Genomic DNA, 17304 nt, shown 5'->3' on the forward strand with positions numbered 1-17304 from the left:
TACATGGTCGGTTACTTAGTCGGTTACTTGGTCGGTCGAAGCCTGATGACCATCATTGAACTGCAACGCCGCCAACCGCGCATACAGCGGATTGCTGGCGATCAACTCCTGATGCGTGCCAATCGCAACCAGTTTGCCCTGATCCATCACAGCAATCCGGTCGGCGTTTTTCACCGTGGCCAACCGGTGGGCGATCACCAGTGTGGTGCGGTTTTGCATCAGGCTCGGCAGCGCTTGCTGGATCAGGTGTTCGCTCTGGGCGTCGAGGGCGCTGGTGGCTTCGTCGAGCAGCAGGATCGGCGCATCGACCAGCAGCGCCCGGGCGATCGCCAGTCGCTGGCGTTGTCCGCCTGAAAGGCCCAGGCCGCCGTCGCCCAGGTGGGTCTGGTAGCCGTCGGGCATCTGTTCGATGAAGTCGTGGGCATAAGCGATTTTCGCAGCTTCCCGCACCTGCTCCAGCGTGGCGGTGGGGCAGCCGTAGCGAATGTTCTCTTCGACACTGCCGAAGAACAGCGCCGGGGTTTGCGAGACCAGCGCGAAGCAGCGACGCAAGTCCAGCGGATCAAGGCTCGTCAGTGGCACGCCATCGATCAGGATCCGCCCCTCCCGGGGATCATAGAAACGCAGCAACAAGTCATACACCGTGGACTTGCCCGCGCCGGACGGCCCCACAAGCGCCAGAGTTTCCCCCGCATTAATCGTCAGACTCAAACCATCGACAGCAAGGCTTTCGGGACGCGAAGGGTAGGAAAAACGCACATCCTGCAATTCCAGCTCGCCTTTGACTCGCTCCGGCAGCGTCACCAATCCCGTGGTTGGTGGCTGGATAATGTTCTCCGAACGCAGCAATTCGGCGATGCGCTCGGCGGCGCCGGCTGCCCGCTGCAACTCACCTATCACTTCGCTCAATGTGCCAAAGGCACTGCCGACGATCAGGCTGTAGAACACGAACGCCGCCAGTTCACCGGCAGAAATCCGCCCGGCAATCACGTCCATGCCGCCGACCCACAACATCACCGCGACGGCGCCAAGCACCAGCACGATCACCAGCGTGATCAGCCAGGCCCGCTGGAAAATCCGTTTGCGCGCGGTCTCGAATGCCTGCTCGACGGTACTGGCGAAACGCTGCTCGTCCTGCACCTGATGGTTATAGGCCTGCACGGTCTTGATCTGGCCGAGGGTTTCCGACACGTAGCTGCCAATGTCGGCGATCCGGTCCTGACTCAACCGGGAGAGGTTACGCACGCGGCGGCCGAAAATCAGGATCGGCGCAATAACCAACGGCAGTGCGATCACCACGATGCTGGTGAGCTTTGTGTTGGTGATGAACAGCAGCACCACACCGCCAATGACCATCAGTAAATTGCGCAGGAACAGCGACAGCGACGAGCCGATCACCGATTGCAGCAGCGTGGTGTCAGCGGTCAGCCGCGACTGGATTTCCGAGCTGCGATTGTCCTCGTAAAACCCGGGATGCAGGTACACCAGATGGTTGAACACCTGCCGGCGAATGTCTGCCACCACGCGCTCGCCAATCCAGGACACCAGATAAAACCGCGCAAAGGTGCCGACCGCCAGGCCGAAAACCAGCAGCATGAACAGACCGATGGATTGATTGAGCAAGTGCGGCGACTGGGTCATGAAGCCTTGATCGACCAGCAACTTGATGCCCTGCCCCATCGACAGGGTGATGCCCGCCGTGACGATCAGCGCCAGCAGTGCGCCGAAGGCCGGCCAGCGATAGGGAGCAAGGAAATGACTGGTCAGGCGTAGGGCCCGGCGGTGGCGCGAGGAAAGCATCGGGATCATTCAGGTTCACGTCGTGTGCTGATTAATGGGGCCAGCCTGGACACTCAATGGGGTGGAACTCTGTAAATCACAATGAGTCAGGTTAAATATGACCGGCAAGACTACCCCCTAGATGCTATTGGTCTAAGGTCCGGGTTGAGACAGACGGTCATTTCTGTTTGAGTGGAGATGCCGTTCCGGACCGACCGCAGGGAGTTGTCACAGCCTGGTCACCTGACGGTTTTAATCTAGGCACACAACCTGATGAGGAGACAGGCCATGTCCTTGCAAAACAGCAGCGAAGACAAGATTGAAGTGATCCGCACCAAGCCCGGCCAACCTCTGGGTTGCTCGATCATCGACGAAAACGGGCGTGAAATCGAGATCACTGAAGACATGATCCAGGAAGCTTGCAGCGAACTGGAGAAGCGATTGGTCAAGCCTGCCGAACAAAAGTGATATCGCCACCGTCTTCCTGACCCGGCCCCTGCAGGCCGGGTTTTTTCTGCCCGCTGTTTATACGGCCACAGCGCCCAGCGCGGTCACGATCTGGCGCAGGGCCGGCGAATCGCCTTCGATCCGCACCTTCAAGCCTTCGATCTCGCGTCGCGACGGATACTGTTTGCGCAGCAGATCAAACGCGGCACGTTGCTCACCGACACTGCCCAGCAGCGTGCGACGGAAATCCGCGTCATCCCGGCGCGGGTCGTACACGCCACGGCACAACATCGCCAGTGCCCAGGCCGGATCGCTGTCGGCATGCAAGGAAACTTCCGACAACCAAGGCGCCGGCAGCAGATCACCGAGCTGAATGCTGGCGGGCTCACCGATAAATTCGCAGTACGCCTGATAGATCTGCGCGGTGCCCCGCTGTTTGCCATCGAGGCTGTAACCAGCGATGTGCGGCGTCGCCAGTACGCAGAGTTCGGCGAGCGCGACATCGACTTGCGGCTCGGCTTCCCAGACATCGAGCACCGCTTGCAGGTCTTCACGCTCCAGCAGCACTTCGCGCAACGCGGTGTTATCCACCACCGGACCGCGAGCCGCGTTGATCAGCCAAGCGCCGGGCTTGAGCTGCTGCAAACGCTGCTCGTCGAACAAATGCCAGGTCGCGCCGTCGCCGCTGCGGGTCAGCGGGGTGTGCAGGCTGATCACGTCGCACTGCGCGATGATCTGCTCCAGGCTGACATAGTCACCGCCCTCGGCCGCCTGACGCGGCGGGTCGCAGACTTTCACGTTCCAGCCCAGGCCTTTGAGCACCTTGATCAGGCGACCGCCGACTTCACCGGCACCGATCACACCGTAAGTGCGTTCACGCAAATCGACGCCTTCGATTTCAGCCAGGGTCATCAGGCTGCCAAGCACGTAATCGACCACGCCCCGGGCATTGCAGCCGGGCGCGCTGGACCAGTTGATGCCGGCCTCGTTGAAATAGTCGAGATCCAGATGATCGGTGCCGATGGTGCAGGTGCCGACAAAACGCACTTTGCTGCCTTCAAGCAGTGCGCGGTTGACGTTGGTCACCGAGCGCACCAGCAATACATCGGCCTGCTCGACCGCGGCTCGGTCGATGGAGCGGCCAGGCACCCGGCGGATCTCGCCGAAACCGGCAAAAAAGGCATCGAGCAGCGGGATATTTTCGTCGGCAACAATCAGCATGGCGGGGCTCCTTGGGCGGATCGGCAGTGTAGGCGCTGGGACCGCGATGAGCCAGCAGGCTTTGATTCTTGATAAGGCGCGGCGATTACAAATACGCAACAGAGGATTTTTCCTGACCATAACGTCAGCGGCGTAGAATGCCCGGCCTTGCGCATCAACCCCTGTGGACGCTTTGCCTGTGAATTCCGTGACTGACCGCCCTGCCGCCGTTTCCCTCAACCGCCCTGCCCGGGTTCGCCTGGAGCTGAAGAATCTGCTCGGCCTGGCCCTGCCGATCATGATCGCGCAACTGGCGACCACCGCCATGGGCTTCGTCGATGCGGTGATGGCCGGGCGCGTCGGGCCCAAGGATCTGGCGGCCGTGGCGCTGGGCAACTCGATCTGGGTGCCGGTATTCCTGCTGATGACCGGCACTCTGCTGGCCACCACGCCGAAAGTCGCCCAACGCTTCGGCGCCGGCACCCACAGCGAAATCGGCCCGATCGTGCGTCAGGCCCTGTGGCTGGCACTGGTGGTGGGCCTGATGGCGACCACCATGCTGTTCAGCGCCGAACCGATCCTGCACCTGATGAAAGTCGATCCGGAGCTGATCGGACCGTGCATGCAATACCTGCACGGCATCGCCAGCGGTCTGCCAGCGGTGGCCTTCTACCATGTGCTGCGCTGCACCAGTGACGGCCTCGGTCGCACCCGCCCGGCGATGGTATTGGGCCTGTGCGGTCTGGCGCTGAACATTCCGCTGAACTACGTGTTCATTTATGGCCACTTTGGCGTGCCGGCCATGGGCGGCGTCGGCTGCGGCTGGGCCACGGCCATCGTTATGTGGTTGATGGCGCTGGGTCTGGCCGGTTATGAGCGCTGGGCGCCAGCCTACAAGTCGAGCGAACTGTTCAGCCGTTTCGACTGGCCGCAATGGGCGGTGATCAAGCGTTTGCTGGCCATCGGCCTGCCGATCGGCGTCGCGGTGTTTGCCGAGTCGAGCATTTTCGCGGTGATCGCGCTGCTGATCGGCAGCCTCGGCGCCACTGTGGTGGCTGGGCACCAGATCGCGCTGAACGTCAGCTCGCTGGTGTTCATGATTCCGTACTCGCTGGGCATGGCAGTGACCGTGCGGGTCGGCCAGGCTCTGGGCCGTGAAGAACCTCGCGAAGCGCGTTTCGCGGCGGGTGTCGGCATGGGTACCGCGCTGGCTTACGCCTGCCTGTCGGCGAGCATGATGCTGCTGATGCGCGAACATATTGCTGCGATCTACACCTCCGATCCGATGGTGATTCACATCGCGGCGATGCTGATCGTGTACTCGGCGCTGTTCCAGTTCTCCGACGCGATCCAGGTCACCGCCGCCGGCGCCCTGCGCGGTTATCAGGACACCCGGGTGACGATGATCCTGACCCTGTTCGCCTATTGGGGCATCGGCCTGCCGGTGGGTTACGCCCTCGGCCTGACCGACTGGCTCGGCGAGCCACGCGGCCCGAGCGGCTTGTGGGAAGGCCTGATCGTCGGCCTCAGCTGCGCGGCGCTGATGCTGTCGATCCGCCTGACGCGCAGCGCACGCAAACGCATTCGCATCAGCCGTTCGATGGGCTGACCGGCCATAAAAAAAGACCTGCACTTGCAGGTCTTTTTTTGCCTTCCGATCACCCGGACTTCTTGCGGATCCAGTACAGATAGGTCCCGGCCTCTTCGTGCTGCCCCACCAGTTCATGGTCGAGAAACACGCAGAACTTGGGGATGTCGCGGCGGGTCGACGGGTCGGTGGCGATCACCTTGAGCAGGCCGCCGGGCACCAGGTCACGGATGTGCTGGTGCAGCATCATCACCGGCTCCGGGCAGTTGAGGCCCGTGGCGTCGAGGGTGCCGTCGACCGGCGTATCAATCATTTCACTCATGATTCACTCCTGAAACTGGCCGGCATTGTCGCCCAATGCCGGGTGTTCGGTCACCTGTCGCGTGCTCAGCGGGCTTTGGTTTTCTTCACGTCATGGCGGCGCAAATGGCAGGTCACTTCCTCGCGGTCGTGGTAAAGCTGCTTGCAGCCGATGTCGACCTTGATCCCACGGGCCTTGAAACCGTCGGCGATACGTTCGAGCAAGCGCTTCACTTCAGCGTAACGCTGCTTCATCGGCAGCTTCAGGTTGACCACCGCTTCCCGGCAATGCCCCTCGCCGATCCACTCTTCGAGCATCGCGGCATTGCGCGCCGGCTTCTCGACGATGTCGCAGACCATCCAGTCCACCGGTTGCTTCGGTTTGAAGGTAAAACCGTCGGCCATCAAGTGCTGCACCAGACCGGTGTCCATCAGGCTTTCGGCCATCGGGCCGTTGTCGATGGCGGTGACCAGCATGCCGCGATTGACCAGTTGCCAGGTCCAGCCGCCCGGCGCCGCGCCGAGGTCGACGCCGGTCATGTCGCTGTGCAGGCGATCTTCCCACTGATCGCGGGGGATGAAGTGGTGCCAGGCCTCTTCCAGTTTCAGGGTCGAACGGCTCGGCGCCTCGCGCGGGAACTTCAGGCGCGGAATGCCCATCGGCCACATCGCCGAGTTACCGGCATCGGCCAGACCGAGGAACACCTCACGGCCGCTCTTGAAGGTCAGCAGCAGACGCGGTTTGCTGGCGTCTTCCACCAGTTTGCCGGCGCCGGTCAGGGCCTTGCGCAGCGGGCCTTCGAACTTCTTGCAGAAATTCGACAGCTCCTTGCCGTCGTTGGTGTCGACGACTTCCAGCCACAGGCTGCCACAGACCGGGAATTCAGCCATGTGCGCGAGGATCACGCTGATGCGGTCGTTTTCCGGCAGATCGATGAAAAATCCGCGCGCCCACTGGCGCGGGAAGATCAGCTCGGCGAAACGCTGGCCGCGCATCAGGCGCTCGGCACCGTCTTCTTCGGTGCAGACGAACTCGGCGCAAGCGGTGGCCGGTTTGGCCTTGGCGTAACCGGCCACGTTCAGTTGAGCGGCGAGGTCGGAAATCTCCGAGCAGACTTCGCCTTCGAAGCCTGGCCGGCAATGCATGAATAGGGTGTTCATTCTTACTCCTGGGCAGAGGGCGATCATTCATCCCCTGCGCGATGCCCAGACCCTGCGTTGAAGCAAAGCCTGTCACGAAAACCGGCGCATGATAGCCCATGTCGGAACCTTGGTTCTGTCCATAGAGTCCAGTTATTAGCCAGCTACCTAAAACAGGGCTAGGTTTAAAGCTCTATTCGTCCCCTCTATCCGTAGCCGTGCGGATTCAAAGGAGTGATCGTAATGCCGTCCCTCGATAGTCTGAAGTCTCTTAAAACTCTCAAAGTCGATGACAAGACTTACCACTATTTCAGCCTGCCGGATGCCGCCAAGACCTTGGGCGATCTCGACAAGCTGCCGATGTCGCTGAAAGTCCTGCTGGAAAACCTGCTGCGCTGGGAAGATGAAAAAACCGTCACTGGCGCCGACCTCAAGGCGCTTGCCGCGTGGCTCAAGGAGCGCCGCTCCGATCGCGAAATCCAGTACCGCCCTGCCCGCGTGCTGATGCAGGACTTTACCGGCGTTCCCGCCGTGGTCGATCTGGCCGCGATGCGCGCCGCCATGGCCAAGGCTGGCGGTGATCCGCAACGAATCAACCCGTTGTCGCCGGTGGATCTGGTGATCGACCACTCGGTGATGGTCGACAAGTTCGCCAGCGCCAGCGCCTTCGAACAGAACGTCGACATCGAAATGCAGCGCAACGGCGAACGCTACGCCTTCCTGCGCTGGGGCCAGAGCGCCTTCGACAACTTCAGCGTGGTGCCGCCGGGCACCGGGATCTGCCATCAGGTCAACCTCGAATACCTCGGCCGCACCGTGTGGACCAAGGACGAAGACGGCCGCACCTATGCCTTCCCCGACACGCTGGTCGGCACCGACTCCCACACCACCATGATCAACGGCCTCGGCGTACTCGGCTGGGGCGTCGGCGGGATCGAGGCGGAAGCGGCGATGCTCGGGCAACCGGTGTCGATGCTGATTCCGGAAGTGATCGGTTTCAAACTCACCGGCAAGCTCAAGGAAGGCATCACCGCCACCGACCTGGTGCTGACCGTGACCCAGATGCTGCGCAAGAAAGGCGTGGTCGGCAAATTCGTCGAGTTCTACGGTGACGGTCTCGCCGACCTGCCGCTGGCCGATCGCGCGACCATCGCCAACATGGCCCCGGAATATGGCGCGACCTGCGGCTTCTTCCCGGTGGATGACGTGACCCTCGACTACCTGCGCCTGTCCGGCCGTCCGCCTGAAGTGGTGAAACTGGTCGAGGCCTACACCAAGGCTCAGGGCCTGTGGCGCCTGCCCGGTCAGGAACCGGTGTTCACCGACAGCCTGGCGCTGGACATGGGCAGCGTCGAAGCCAGTCTCGCCGGGCCGAAACGTCCGCAGGACCGAGTCTCGCTGCCGAATGTCGGCCAGGCGTTCAGTGACTTCCTCGACCTGCAATTCAAACCCACCAGCAAGGAAGAAGGACGTCTTGAAAGCGAGGGCGGTGGCGGTGTCGCGGTGGGCAATGCCGATCTGGTCGGCGAAACGGACTACGAGTACGACGGCCACACCTATCGCCTGAAAAACGGTGCCGTGGTGATTGCCGCGATCACCTCCTGCACCAACACCTCCAACCCCAGCGTGATGATGGCTGCCGGCCTGCTGGCGAAAAAAGCCGTGGAAAAAGGCCTGACCCGCAAACCGTGGGTGAAGAGCTCGCTGGCGCCGGGTTCGAAAGTCGTTACCGATTACTACAAGGCTGCCGGATTGACGCAGTACCTCGATCAGCTTGGTTTTTCGCTGGTCGGCTACGGCTGCACCACTTGCATCGGCAACTCCGGCCCGCTGCCGGAACCGATCGAAAAAGCCATCCAGAAAGCCGACCTGACCGTGGCGTCGGTGCTGTCCGGCAACCGCAACTTCGAAGGTCGGGTGCATCCGCTGGTGAAAACCAACTGGCTGGCCTCGCCGCCGCTGGTTGTCGCTTACGCCCTGGCTGGCAGTGTGCGCACCGATATCAGCAGCGAGCCGCTGGGCAACGACCAACAGGGCAATCCGGTTTACCTGCGTGACATCTGGCCGAGCAGCAAGGAAATCGCCGATGCGGTGAATCAGGTCAACACCGCCATGTTCCACAAGGAATATGCCGAGGTGTTCGCCGGTGACGAACAGTGGCAAGCCATCGAAGTGCCGCAAGCCGCGACCTACGTCTGGCAGGCGGATTCGACCTACATCCAGCACCCGCCGTTCTTCGACGACATTTCTGGGCCTTTGCCGGTGAGCGCCGATGTGAAAGGCGCGCGAGTGCTGGCGTTATTGGGCGACTCGGTGACCACCGACCACATCTCCCCCGCCGGCAATATCAAGGCCGACAGCCCGGCCGGACGTTACCTGCGCGAGCAAGGCGTCGAGCCACGGGACTTCAACTCCTACGGCTCGCGCCGGGGCAACCACGAAGTAATGATGCGCGGCACTTTCGCCAACATCCGTATCCGCAACGAAATGCTCGGCGGCGAAGAAGGTGGCAACACGATCTACATTCCGACCGGCGAGAAACTGGCGATCTACGACGCGGCCATGCGTTATCAAACCTCGGGCACCCCGCTGGTGGTGATTGCCGGGCAAGAATACGGCACCGGCTCCAGCCGCGACTGGGCGGCCAAGGGCACCAATCTGCTGGGCGTGAAAGCGGTGATCGCCGAAAGCTTCGAGCGGATCCACCGTTCCAACCTGGTGGGCATGGGCGTGTTGCCGTTGCAGTTCAAGCTCGATCAGAACCGCAAGAGCCTGAACCTCACCGGCAAGGAAACTCTGGATATTCAGGGCCTGAGCGGTGTCGAGCTGACGCCACGGATGAACCTGACCCTGGTCATCACCCGTGAAAACGGGCGTCAGGAGAAAATCGAAGTGCTGTGCCGCATCGACACTTTGAACGAGGTCGAGTACTTCAAGTCCGGCGGGATCCTGCATTACGTGTTGCGCCAGTTGATCGCCTCTTAAAACCTGCAGATGCAGAAACACCGCCGATTGGCGGTGTTTCTGTTTGGGCACGGCACTTTTCTGCGGACGAAAAAAAACCCGCCGAAGCGGGTTTTTCCCAAGACCATTATCGACTCCCTGTCGGCAGCGATCCTTGCTAATGGTCGATCATCCGTGATCCTGAAACACTCCCTGTGCTTCAGTTGATGAGGCTAGGTTACGCTGTGGATCCAATCGGCAATAGTCGAAATAGCTACCATCGCGTGTAAGACATTCGCCATAGCGGGCCTTCCGAAAACCCTTAGACGTGTCAGGCATCGAGCGCAGAAGCCGCCAGTTGCGCGACTTTCAGCTGTCCTTTTGCCGCAGTTTGCTCGTCATCCTCCATGAACCACGCGGCAGACAGTCCGGCGAACGCCAGTACCCATTGCAGCAGACGCTTTCGCTCGATTCCCGCTGCTTCGCAGATCACGTCGACTTGTCGCCGAAAGCGCTCCGGGTCGTTGGCCGTTGGCAATTCCGGGTTGCAGATCAGGTTGGCGTAGTCGTAACCACGTTCGCCCCGAACCCGCTTGGGATCAATAGCCAGCCAGCCCCGTGGGCCGAAATCGAGGACGTTGTCGTGGTGCATGTCGCCGTGCAGCACCACCTTGTCCTGCGGTTCGGCGAGCAAGGCCTGGGCGGTTTGCAGACATTCGGCGTATTGGCCGCCGTATCGGGTCGCCGCCACTCGTAATGAAGCAAACCACGGCGCCAGTTCCACCAACGGTGGTGGCGGCGTCGGTCGCGGTGCGTGCAGGCGGGCCAAGGCTCGGCACATGATCCGCGTGGACTCGTCGTCTTCACCGTTGAGCGCCATGTGCATCAGCGAACGCTGGCCCATCGCCCGCTCCAGCAACAAGCCTTCTTCGTGATGGGCGAGCACCCGGGCGGCACCGTCGCCGTCCCACCAGGTCATCAGCAGGTTGCCGTACTTTTCTTCGTCGTCCACCGCGACTTTCAGCATCGCCGGTGCATCGCACTGACGCACCGGCAACAGGCGGCTGCCCGGGGTGATGATCGGCTTGCCGTCCGGCGCCAGCGTCCAGCGTTCCAGCCACGGCGTGAACAGGTCGAGATCAGCCACCTTCACGCTCGCGGGCCCGGTCGCTCTCCGTGAGGAAGTGTTCAAGTCGACTCAACTGTTCCTCCCAGCCACGACTGTCCATGTAGTACGCCTCCTTCTGGCGCACGTCTGGAATGTGCGCGAAACCTGACTCGGAGACTTTCAGCAGCGTGCCGTTCTCGTAGTCCTGCAGTTCGAATTTGACCAGGGTGGTCGGCTCCTGGGAGTAGTCGATTTTCGGGTTCACCGCGTACGGGTGCCAGCGGAAGGAGAACAGCTGCTGCGGCTCGACCCGTTCCACCAGCACGTTCCAGAGCACATGTTCATAACCGGGGTACGTCACCTGCCCCTGCGTCCATTCACCCGCGATAAACCGCCGGCCCTCCAGCGCAACGCCGAACCACTGGCCGAACGCCTCGGCATCGACCAGGGCGCGCCAGACATGGGAGCGCGGCGACCTGAGCATGATTTTACGTTCAAAGCTGTTGGGTACTGGTTTCATACGTCACCTCCTGTTTTGAACAGTAGGCTTGTATGACCACATGTCCAATCCGAAGTTGTATCAATCCAGTGCAACGGTCGGCTCTGATTGAAATATCCGGCAGTATTTCAGGGCGCCGGTTCGTCAGAATGCGCACGGATCAGCGCGGCGAAACTGATAACGTTCGCAGCGAACTAAACGACACAAGGACGTCATCATGCAGCCCTCTCTTCCCGAACGTTACCGTGGCGCCCTGCTCGGCCTGGCCTGCGGCGATGCCGTGGGAACCACCGTCGAATTCCAGCCGCGCGGCAGCTTCCAGCCCCTGACCGACATGGTTGGTGGCGGGCCGTTTCGCCTGAAGCCCGGTCAATGGACCGACGACACCTCGATGGCGTTGTGCCTGGCGGAAAGTCTGCTGAACAAAAACGGCTTCGATGCCGCCGACCAGATGGGCCGCTACCTGAACTGGTGGCAATGGGGTTATCTGAGTTCGACCGGCGAATGTTTCGATATCGGCATGACCGTGAGTCAGGCGCTGGATCGCTATCAACACACCGGAGAGCCGTTTGCCGGTTCCACCGATCCCTACAGTGCCGGCAATGGCTCGTTGATGCGACTGGTGCCCGTGGTGCTGTTTTATTTCCCCGATGCCCGGAAAACCAGGCGATTCGCCGCCGACAGTTCGCGCACCACCCACGCGGCGCCCGAGGCCATCGAATGTTGCCAGCTGTTTGCCGAACTGCTCGGCAAGGCCCTGGAAGGCTCATCGAAAGCGCAACTGCGCACCCTGCCGCAAACCGCGTTCAGCCAGCCCAAGGTGGCGGCGATTGCCCGGGGCGAGTACCTGCACAAGACCGAGCGCGACATTCGCGGTAACGGTTACTGCGTCGAATCCCTGGAAGCGGCGTTATGGTGCTTCCAGCACACCGACAGCTTTGCCGCAGCCGTCCTTCAAGCGGCGAATCTGGGCGATGACGCGGACACCACGGCTGCCATCGTCGGCCAGTTGGCCGGCGCCCATTACGGCGTGCAGGGAATCCCGTCCGGGTGGCTGGAAAAACTGCATGACGGAGAGGAAATTGCGGCGACTGCCGAACGGTTGCTCAACGCATCGAGGCAGCATAAATCCTGATGGCGCGGCGAAGTCGCTAAACTGCCCGGCACGTTCATTCATCAAAGCGAGATGACTCATGTCCCCACGCCTGCTTCTGGCCCTGACACCCTTTCTTTTCACTTCCGTTGGTCAAGCTGCCGTAGACTGCGCCAATGCCAGCGATCAGGCGACGATGAATCAGTGCGCCGCACAGGAAAACAAGGCGGCGGACAAGGAGTTGAACGCGGTTTATCAGCAGATTACCGCCCGGTTGAAGGACAACCCTGATGGCAAGAAACTGCTGGTGAGCGCGCAACGGGCGTGGATTGGCTTTCGTGATGCCGAGTGCAAGTTTTCGGCATCCGGCGTGGCAGGCGGGAGTGTTTATCCGTTGATCTACAACAATTGCATCGCCTCGGTGACGAAGACGCGAACCGAAGCGCTCAAACAGTATTTGAAATGTGAGGAAGGTGACATGAGCTGCCCGGTGCCCGGGGCCTGATTTTTCCGAGCCGTTGAAGGCCTCATCGCGAGCAGGCTCGCTCCCACATTGGTTTTGTGCCGTTCACAAATTCCCTGTAGGAGCGAGCCTGCTCGCGAAGGCGTCATCCCTGACGCCGCTAATTACCGAACAAAAATCTGCGCCGTGGTAATCGCCATATCCCCGCCCGGCAACTTGATGCTGCCGGTCTGTTTCATGGTCTCGGCATCAAAGATCGCCACGTCGTTGAACGTCCCGGCTAAATAGATCTTGCTCCCTTCCTTGTTGAACGAAATGCAGTAGTAGGAATGATCCAGTGTCGCCGCCTGAATCAGCTTCTTCTGCTTGATGTCGTACTTGGCCAGACGATTGAGCACGCCGAACATCAGGTTCGGATCCTTCGGCGAGCGCATGCCGCTGAAGTAGATCTCGGTCAGCGGGCCGAAATCGGTGGTTTCGGTCTTGCCGGTTTTCAGATCGACGCTGAACAAGCCGTACAGATATTCAGCGGTGGCCGGATCCTGCTTCTTATCCTTGAACTTGGCGGCGGTGTACAGCAGAGAGAAATCGTGGCGGTAAGTCTGCTGGTTCCACACGTAAAGCACGTCCGGCGCGCTGTAGTTCGGGCGTTTCCAGTGACGGCTGGGGATCAGCACGTCGAACTTGCCGCTCTTCACATCGACCTTGTACACATCAGCACCGGCCACATACAGCGTGCCGTCATCGCCGCTCTGCATGATCGTCAACTGCCGTGGCGCCGGGAAGCTGCGCACCGGTTTGGCGTCCATCCAGGCGTCGGTGGCGTACACGTCCAGACGCGGCTGTTTGACCTCGTATCGGTCATTGAGCATCTGGGTCGGGTTGGCGATGGTGTACAGCTCCTTGCCGTCATGGCTGACGGTGAAGGCGAACATCGACCGCGCCTTTTCCCCCGGCTGCTGGGTGATGCTGGCGTGGAACACCTGCTTGCAACTGTCCAGTTCGACACCATAGACATCGGCGTAATGGTTGTTCAGCACATACGCGGTCTTGCGATCCGGCGAAAGCTGCACAGTGCCGGGGCCAAAGGCATCGGGCATCTTGCAGGACTTGTACAGGCTGTCGGTCGCCAGGTCGATGACGTGCAGGTTGTTCGGATAGTTGGTGGTCAACATGTACTCGTGACCGTCTTGCAGCGCGGTGTTTTCATCGGCCAGAACCGGAAGCGAACAGGCGCTCAGAACCGCGAGTGCGGCAACACCGCAGGCTTTGTTGAGGCTAGGCATGCTGGAATCCTTTTTCTTGGGGATCACTTGTCTTTCGGGAAGACAGTGCCGAGGTTGCGCCAGTTGTCGTTGGACGCCTGGGCATCCTTGTTCCAGTCCGGGTAGGTGCTCATCATGTCCGGCACCTGGGCCGGCCACCAGCACGGGTCGGAGCAACCGTAGAGGTCAGCCTCCATCGGCTGGCACAGCGACGACACCCCGCCGAAGGCATCGATTTCCCAACCCGGGTCGGTGGTCGAGGCGCAACCGGCAACGGAGCTCATCGCCACCACTTCTTCGATGCGGTTCTCGTCCGCGGCCTGATCCAGCTTCAACGCTTTGTTATTGATTGCCTTGAGATGTTTCATATCAGTGAGCCTTGCGCGGAGTGATGTAGCTGCTGATGAACGCAGGGTTGTTGGCCATGATCCGGGTGTAGACCTCGATGCCGAAGTCGACCCAGTCACGCATCAGTTCGCAGTAGTGATAAGTCGGGTGGGCCGGATCGCCGTAGCGGGCATAGCTCTCGTGATAACAGCCGCCGGAGCAGAGGTTGCGGATCTGACAGTCATGGCAACCGGTGTTGGTGCGATCCAGGCGCTGGGACAGGAAGTCGTTCAACTCGACCTGTTTAACGCCACTGTGGACGTTGCCAAAGGTCGGCAGCGACGAGCCGGTGAAGCGATGGCACAGGTTCAGTTCGCCCTTGTGATCGACCGCCAGCATCTTCAGTCCGGCGCCGCACGGCAGGGCCTTTTTATGGCCTTCGTGGATATCGGTGATCAGTTGATGCAGGTTGGAGAAACCGATATTGCGGTGTTCCAACGCAGCCTCCAGATAACGCCGACCGAGGCGTTTCATGCTGGCGAATACTTCGATCAACTCGTCAGTGGTCAGGTTGAAGCTGCTGATATCGCCGGAGGTCACCGGAGCAAATCCGACCTCGGCAAACCCCAGTTCGTTGAACAGGTGATCCCAGATGGTTTCAACGTCGGTGACGCCGGTAGTCAGGGTCACCCGCGCTCCGACCGGACGGCTGTTGTAGCGCGACAGCAGCATTTCGGCCTTGCGCCGAACCACGTCATAGGTGCCCTGCCCGCCCACCGTGATGCGGTTGCGGTCGTGCACGGTTTTCGGCCCGTCGATGCTCACTGACAGCCCGAAGCGATGGGCATTCAGGTAGTCCACGGTTTCTTCGGTGAGCAGCGTGGCGTTGGTGGTCATCACGAACTCGACGAACTTGCCGGCCTCGGCAAACCGCTTCTCGCAGTAATCGACCATGTACTCGATCAACTTGCGGTTGCTCAACGGCTCGCCGCCGAAAAACACCACGGTGAAACGTTCTTCGTCGGGGGATTCACGCAACAGCATTTCCACTGACGCGATGGCAGTTTCGACGTCCATCTTCTTGCCGGCGGACGGCTTGTCGAGGTCTTCCTTGTAGCAGTAGGTGCAGCTCAGGTTGCAGCCGGTGTTGACGTTGAGCACCACGGTGTTGATCGCGGTGCGCTCGACGCGTTTGACCGCGATGTCCGGCGTCAGCGGCGAGCCGTCGCTGACCAGTTCCAGCGAAATCAGCTCGCGCAGGGTCTCGTTGATTTCCTCGCCGTTGAACCGCGCGCCGAGGCGCTGGATCAAGTCCTCCGAGGAGCAGCCGGGGCCGCGCAACGCATCGATGATGGTACCGGTCAGTTCATCGCTGGCAAACAGCGAACTGCTGGGGATGTGGAACAGCATGCGGTCGGCGTCGACGTGCACTTCGTGCAGATTACGTTCGACCAGATTCAAGATAGCGCCCATTGCAAACCTCCTGTGCAAGCCCCGCGTGGGGGACTTGCGGTCATTCCGAAAAGTGTCTGAATCGCTGTCGCTCAGCTCAACTCACGTTTCAACATCAGGGAATGGGTGGATTGTTCCAGCGTTGCACGGTGACGATCAGGTGGCCTTCGCCGGTCAGGGATTTCCCTGCGTCGTCGACGGCGGCGATCACCTTGAGGTTGCCGGCATTGTTGGTGGACATCTTGCGCGCCGGATTCGGCCCGGCATCGCCCGGGGTGAACACGCCCGCGTCGGCCTGCATCGTGCCGGCGAACTTGACGTCTTCGTCCTCTTTGGCGCGCTCGTCGAAGGCTTCGACTTTCCATTGCGCCGGGAACACGCCGATGCGATACGGCTTGCCGTCGGCCCCCTTGCCCCAGGCTTCGGCGTCGAAGCGGCCCTGGACTTTCGGCGTCGAAACGCCGCCCTCGCCGATCCGTGCCACCGAGAATTCCGGCACCACTTTGACCGAGGCAATCTTGCTGTACACCGACAGGTTCGGGCCTTTCAGGCTGCCGACGCTGACCGCGCGCAGACCCGGCTGGGCATTGGCTGCCGCTTTGGCTTTGACCTTGATCCGGTCGGCGTTCTGCTCGACCACTTCGACCACGTCCACGCCTTTGCCAAAATTCGGCTTGCCGCTCAGACCGCTGCCGATCAGGGTCACTTCGGTTTCGCTGCCTGCCTTCACATAACCTGGCTGCACCGCCAGCAAGCGCTGCGAACCCTGTTTGGCGGCGACAAAGTCCAAACCGCGCTCATCGTGCTCGGCCTCGAACATCCGGCCGTGCATGGCGTTGCCCTGTGCGGCGAACACCTGACGCATGGTCACGCCATCGACGGTCAGGTTGCCGCGCCATTCGTAGCCGGTGTAGAGGATCGCACTGCCGTCGCCGTTGAACGGGCTGCCGTCGGCGTACTGACCTTTGACGGCGACCTTGAAGGTGTCACTGCCATCGGCGGTGACGCTCATGGTGCCGGCCAGCTCACCCTTGCCTGGCAAATGGCCGCTGAAGCTCCAGTCGCCCACCAGCGCCTCGGCTTTCGGTGCGGTTTTGATCCAGGACTGCCATGCCGGGTTATCCAGCGGATAACGTTTGGCCAGCAGCGGGACCATTTCCTTGCGAGCGATATCGAACCAGTCACGATCGCGGGACATGGCCTGATATTCCAGCGACGGCCATTGACCGAGGTGGAAATTCACCAGACGTTCCCATTCCTGAGCCGGACGCCGTTGCAGGGCGATCCGCGCACCGGAGTGGCAGCGGCCGCACATCTGCGCGGTTTTCTCGTCGAACTGCTCGACGGTGTTCAGCCGCCGTTCCAGTGCGTAACGCACGCCATCGGTTTCGCTGGGCGCCAGGCCCTGGGTGTCGGCGAGGTATTTGACCAGCGTGCGACGGTCGTCATCGCTGATCTGCAAACCGTGCATGGTCTGCATCCGGGCGATGCTCATCAGCCAGCCTTCCGGGGTCTTGCGCTGGTGACTGATGCGGCTCAACTGGTCGCCGGTTTCAGGGGTGTGACAGCCCTGGCAGGTTTCCTTGAGGATGGTCTGGGCATCGCGGGCTGCCAGGCTGTACGGCGAATGCAGGGCCACGCAAGCGGCCACGGCCAGCAGGCTGGCGCTCATGCCTGATCGGAGTTTTCTCTTCATCAAC

15 protein-coding genes are annotated in these 17304 nt (G+C 61.1%); 5 read left to right on the plus strand and 10 right to left on the minus strand.

Going from position 1 to position 17304, the window contains the following annotated elements:
- Positions 1 to 15 precede the first annotated feature (15 nt).
- A complete protein-coding gene (locus tag AC0R79_RS21180; protein ID WP_474731602.1) occupies positions 16 to 1809 on the minus strand; it encodes an ABC transporter transmembrane domain-containing protein in 1794 nt (597 codons plus the stop codon).
- Between the two features lie 258 nt (positions 1810 to 2067).
- Between AC0R79_RS21180 and AC0R79_RS21185 the strand changes: the two genes are divergently transcribed.
- A complete protein-coding gene (locus AC0R79_RS21185) occupies positions 2068 to 2247 on the plus strand; it encodes a PA1571 family protein (protein WP_085608203.1) in 180 nt (59 codons plus the stop codon).
- 57 nt (positions 2248 to 2304) lie between these two features.
- Here the strand turns inward: AC0R79_RS21185 and pdxB are convergent, their stop codons facing one another.
- The gene (pdxB, locus tag AC0R79_RS21190) at positions 2305 to 3447 is read right to left on the minus strand and encodes a 4-phosphoerythronate dehydrogenase PdxB (protein WP_474731605.1); all 1143 of its coding nucleotides are present in this window, start codon (positions 3445 to 3447) and stop codon (positions 2305 to 2307) included.
- Positions 3448 to 3625: 178 nt separating this feature from the next.
- Between pdxB and AC0R79_RS21195 the strand changes: the two genes are divergently transcribed.
- Complete coding sequence (locus AC0R79_RS21195; protein ID WP_474731606.1) at positions 3626 to 5035, plus strand: MATE family efflux transporter; 1410 nt, start codon at positions 3626 to 3628, stop codon at positions 5033 to 5035.
- Positions 5036 to 5084: 49 nt separating this feature from the next.
- On the opposite strand, the gene tusA is transcribed toward AC0R79_RS21195, so the two are convergent.
- Positions 5085 to 5336, minus strand: a complete 252-nt coding sequence (gene tusA / locus AC0R79_RS21200; protein WP_007953079.1) for a sulfurtransferase TusA — start codon at positions 5334 to 5336, stop codon at positions 5085 to 5087.
- A 65-nt stretch (positions 5337 to 5401) separates the two neighbouring features.
- Positions 5402 to 6475, minus strand: a complete 1074-nt coding sequence (gene rlmM / locus AC0R79_RS21205) for a 23S rRNA (cytidine(2498)-2'-O)-methyltransferase RlmM (protein WP_375747585.1) — start codon at positions 6473 to 6475, stop codon at positions 5402 to 5404.
- Between the two features lie 222 nt (positions 6476 to 6697).
- On the opposite strand from rlmM, the gene acnA reads away from it, so the two are divergent.
- Entirely contained in the window at positions 6698 to 9439 is a 2742-nt protein-coding gene (gene acnA / locus AC0R79_RS21210; RefSeq protein ID WP_474731607.1) for an aconitate hydratase AcnA, read from the plus strand.
- A gap of 289 nt (positions 9440 to 9728) precedes the next feature.
- Here the strand turns inward: acnA and AC0R79_RS21215 are convergent, their stop codons facing one another.
- A complete protein-coding gene (locus AC0R79_RS21215) occupies positions 9729 to 10544 on the minus strand; it encodes an aminoglycoside phosphotransferase family protein (protein ID WP_474731608.1) in 816 nt (271 codons plus the stop codon).
- Positions 10537 to 11025, minus strand: coding sequence for an SRPBCC family protein (locus tag AC0R79_RS21220; RefSeq protein ID WP_007953087.1), 489 nt, complete (start codon positions 11023 to 11025; stop codon positions 10537 to 10539). Before AC0R79_RS21220 ends, AC0R79_RS21215 begins: the two co-directional genes overlap by 8 nt.
- 196 nt (positions 11026 to 11221) lie before the next feature.
- Here AC0R79_RS21220 and AC0R79_RS21225 point away from each other — a divergent pair, with 196 nt between their 5' ends.
- A complete protein-coding gene (locus tag AC0R79_RS21225; RefSeq protein WP_474731609.1) occupies positions 11222 to 12139 on the plus strand; it encodes an ADP-ribosylglycohydrolase family protein in 918 nt (305 codons plus the stop codon).
- Between the two features lie 58 nt (positions 12140 to 12197).
- Positions 12198 to 12602, plus strand: coding sequence for a lysozyme inhibitor LprI family protein (locus AC0R79_RS21230; protein ID WP_474731610.1), 405 nt, complete (start codon positions 12198 to 12200; stop codon positions 12600 to 12602).
- Positions 12603 to 12724: 122 nt separating this feature from the next.
- On the opposite strand, the gene peaD is transcribed toward AC0R79_RS21230, so the two are convergent.
- From peaD to peaA, 4 genes are all read right to left on the minus strand, one after another.
- Positions 12725 to 13846: a quinohemoprotein amine dehydrogenase subunit beta gene (gene peaD, locus AC0R79_RS21235; protein ID WP_474731611.1), complete on the minus strand. Its 1122-nt coding sequence runs from the start codon at positions 13844 to 13846 to the stop codon at positions 12725 to 12727.
- Positions 13847 to 13869: 23 nt separating this feature from the next.
- A complete protein-coding gene (gene qhpC, locus AC0R79_RS21240) occupies positions 13870 to 14193 on the minus strand; it encodes a quinohemoprotein amine dehydrogenase subunit gamma (protein WP_008016081.1) in 324 nt (107 codons plus the stop codon).
- 1 nt (position 14194) lies between these two features.
- Complete coding sequence (gene peaB, locus AC0R79_RS21245) at positions 14195 to 15625, minus strand: quinohemoprotein amine dehydrogenase maturation protein (protein ID WP_085608195.1); 1431 nt, start codon at positions 15623 to 15625, stop codon at positions 14195 to 14197.
- Positions 15626 to 15719: 94 nt separating this feature from the next.
- Complete coding sequence (gene peaA, locus AC0R79_RS21250; protein ID WP_474731612.1) at positions 15720 to 17300, minus strand: quinohemoprotein amine dehydrogenase subunit alpha; 1581 nt, start codon at positions 17298 to 17300, stop codon at positions 15720 to 15722.
- Positions 17301 to 17304: the final 4 nt, after the last annotated feature.

It is taken from the genome of Pseudomonas sp. HD57-3 (assembly GCF_056113135.1).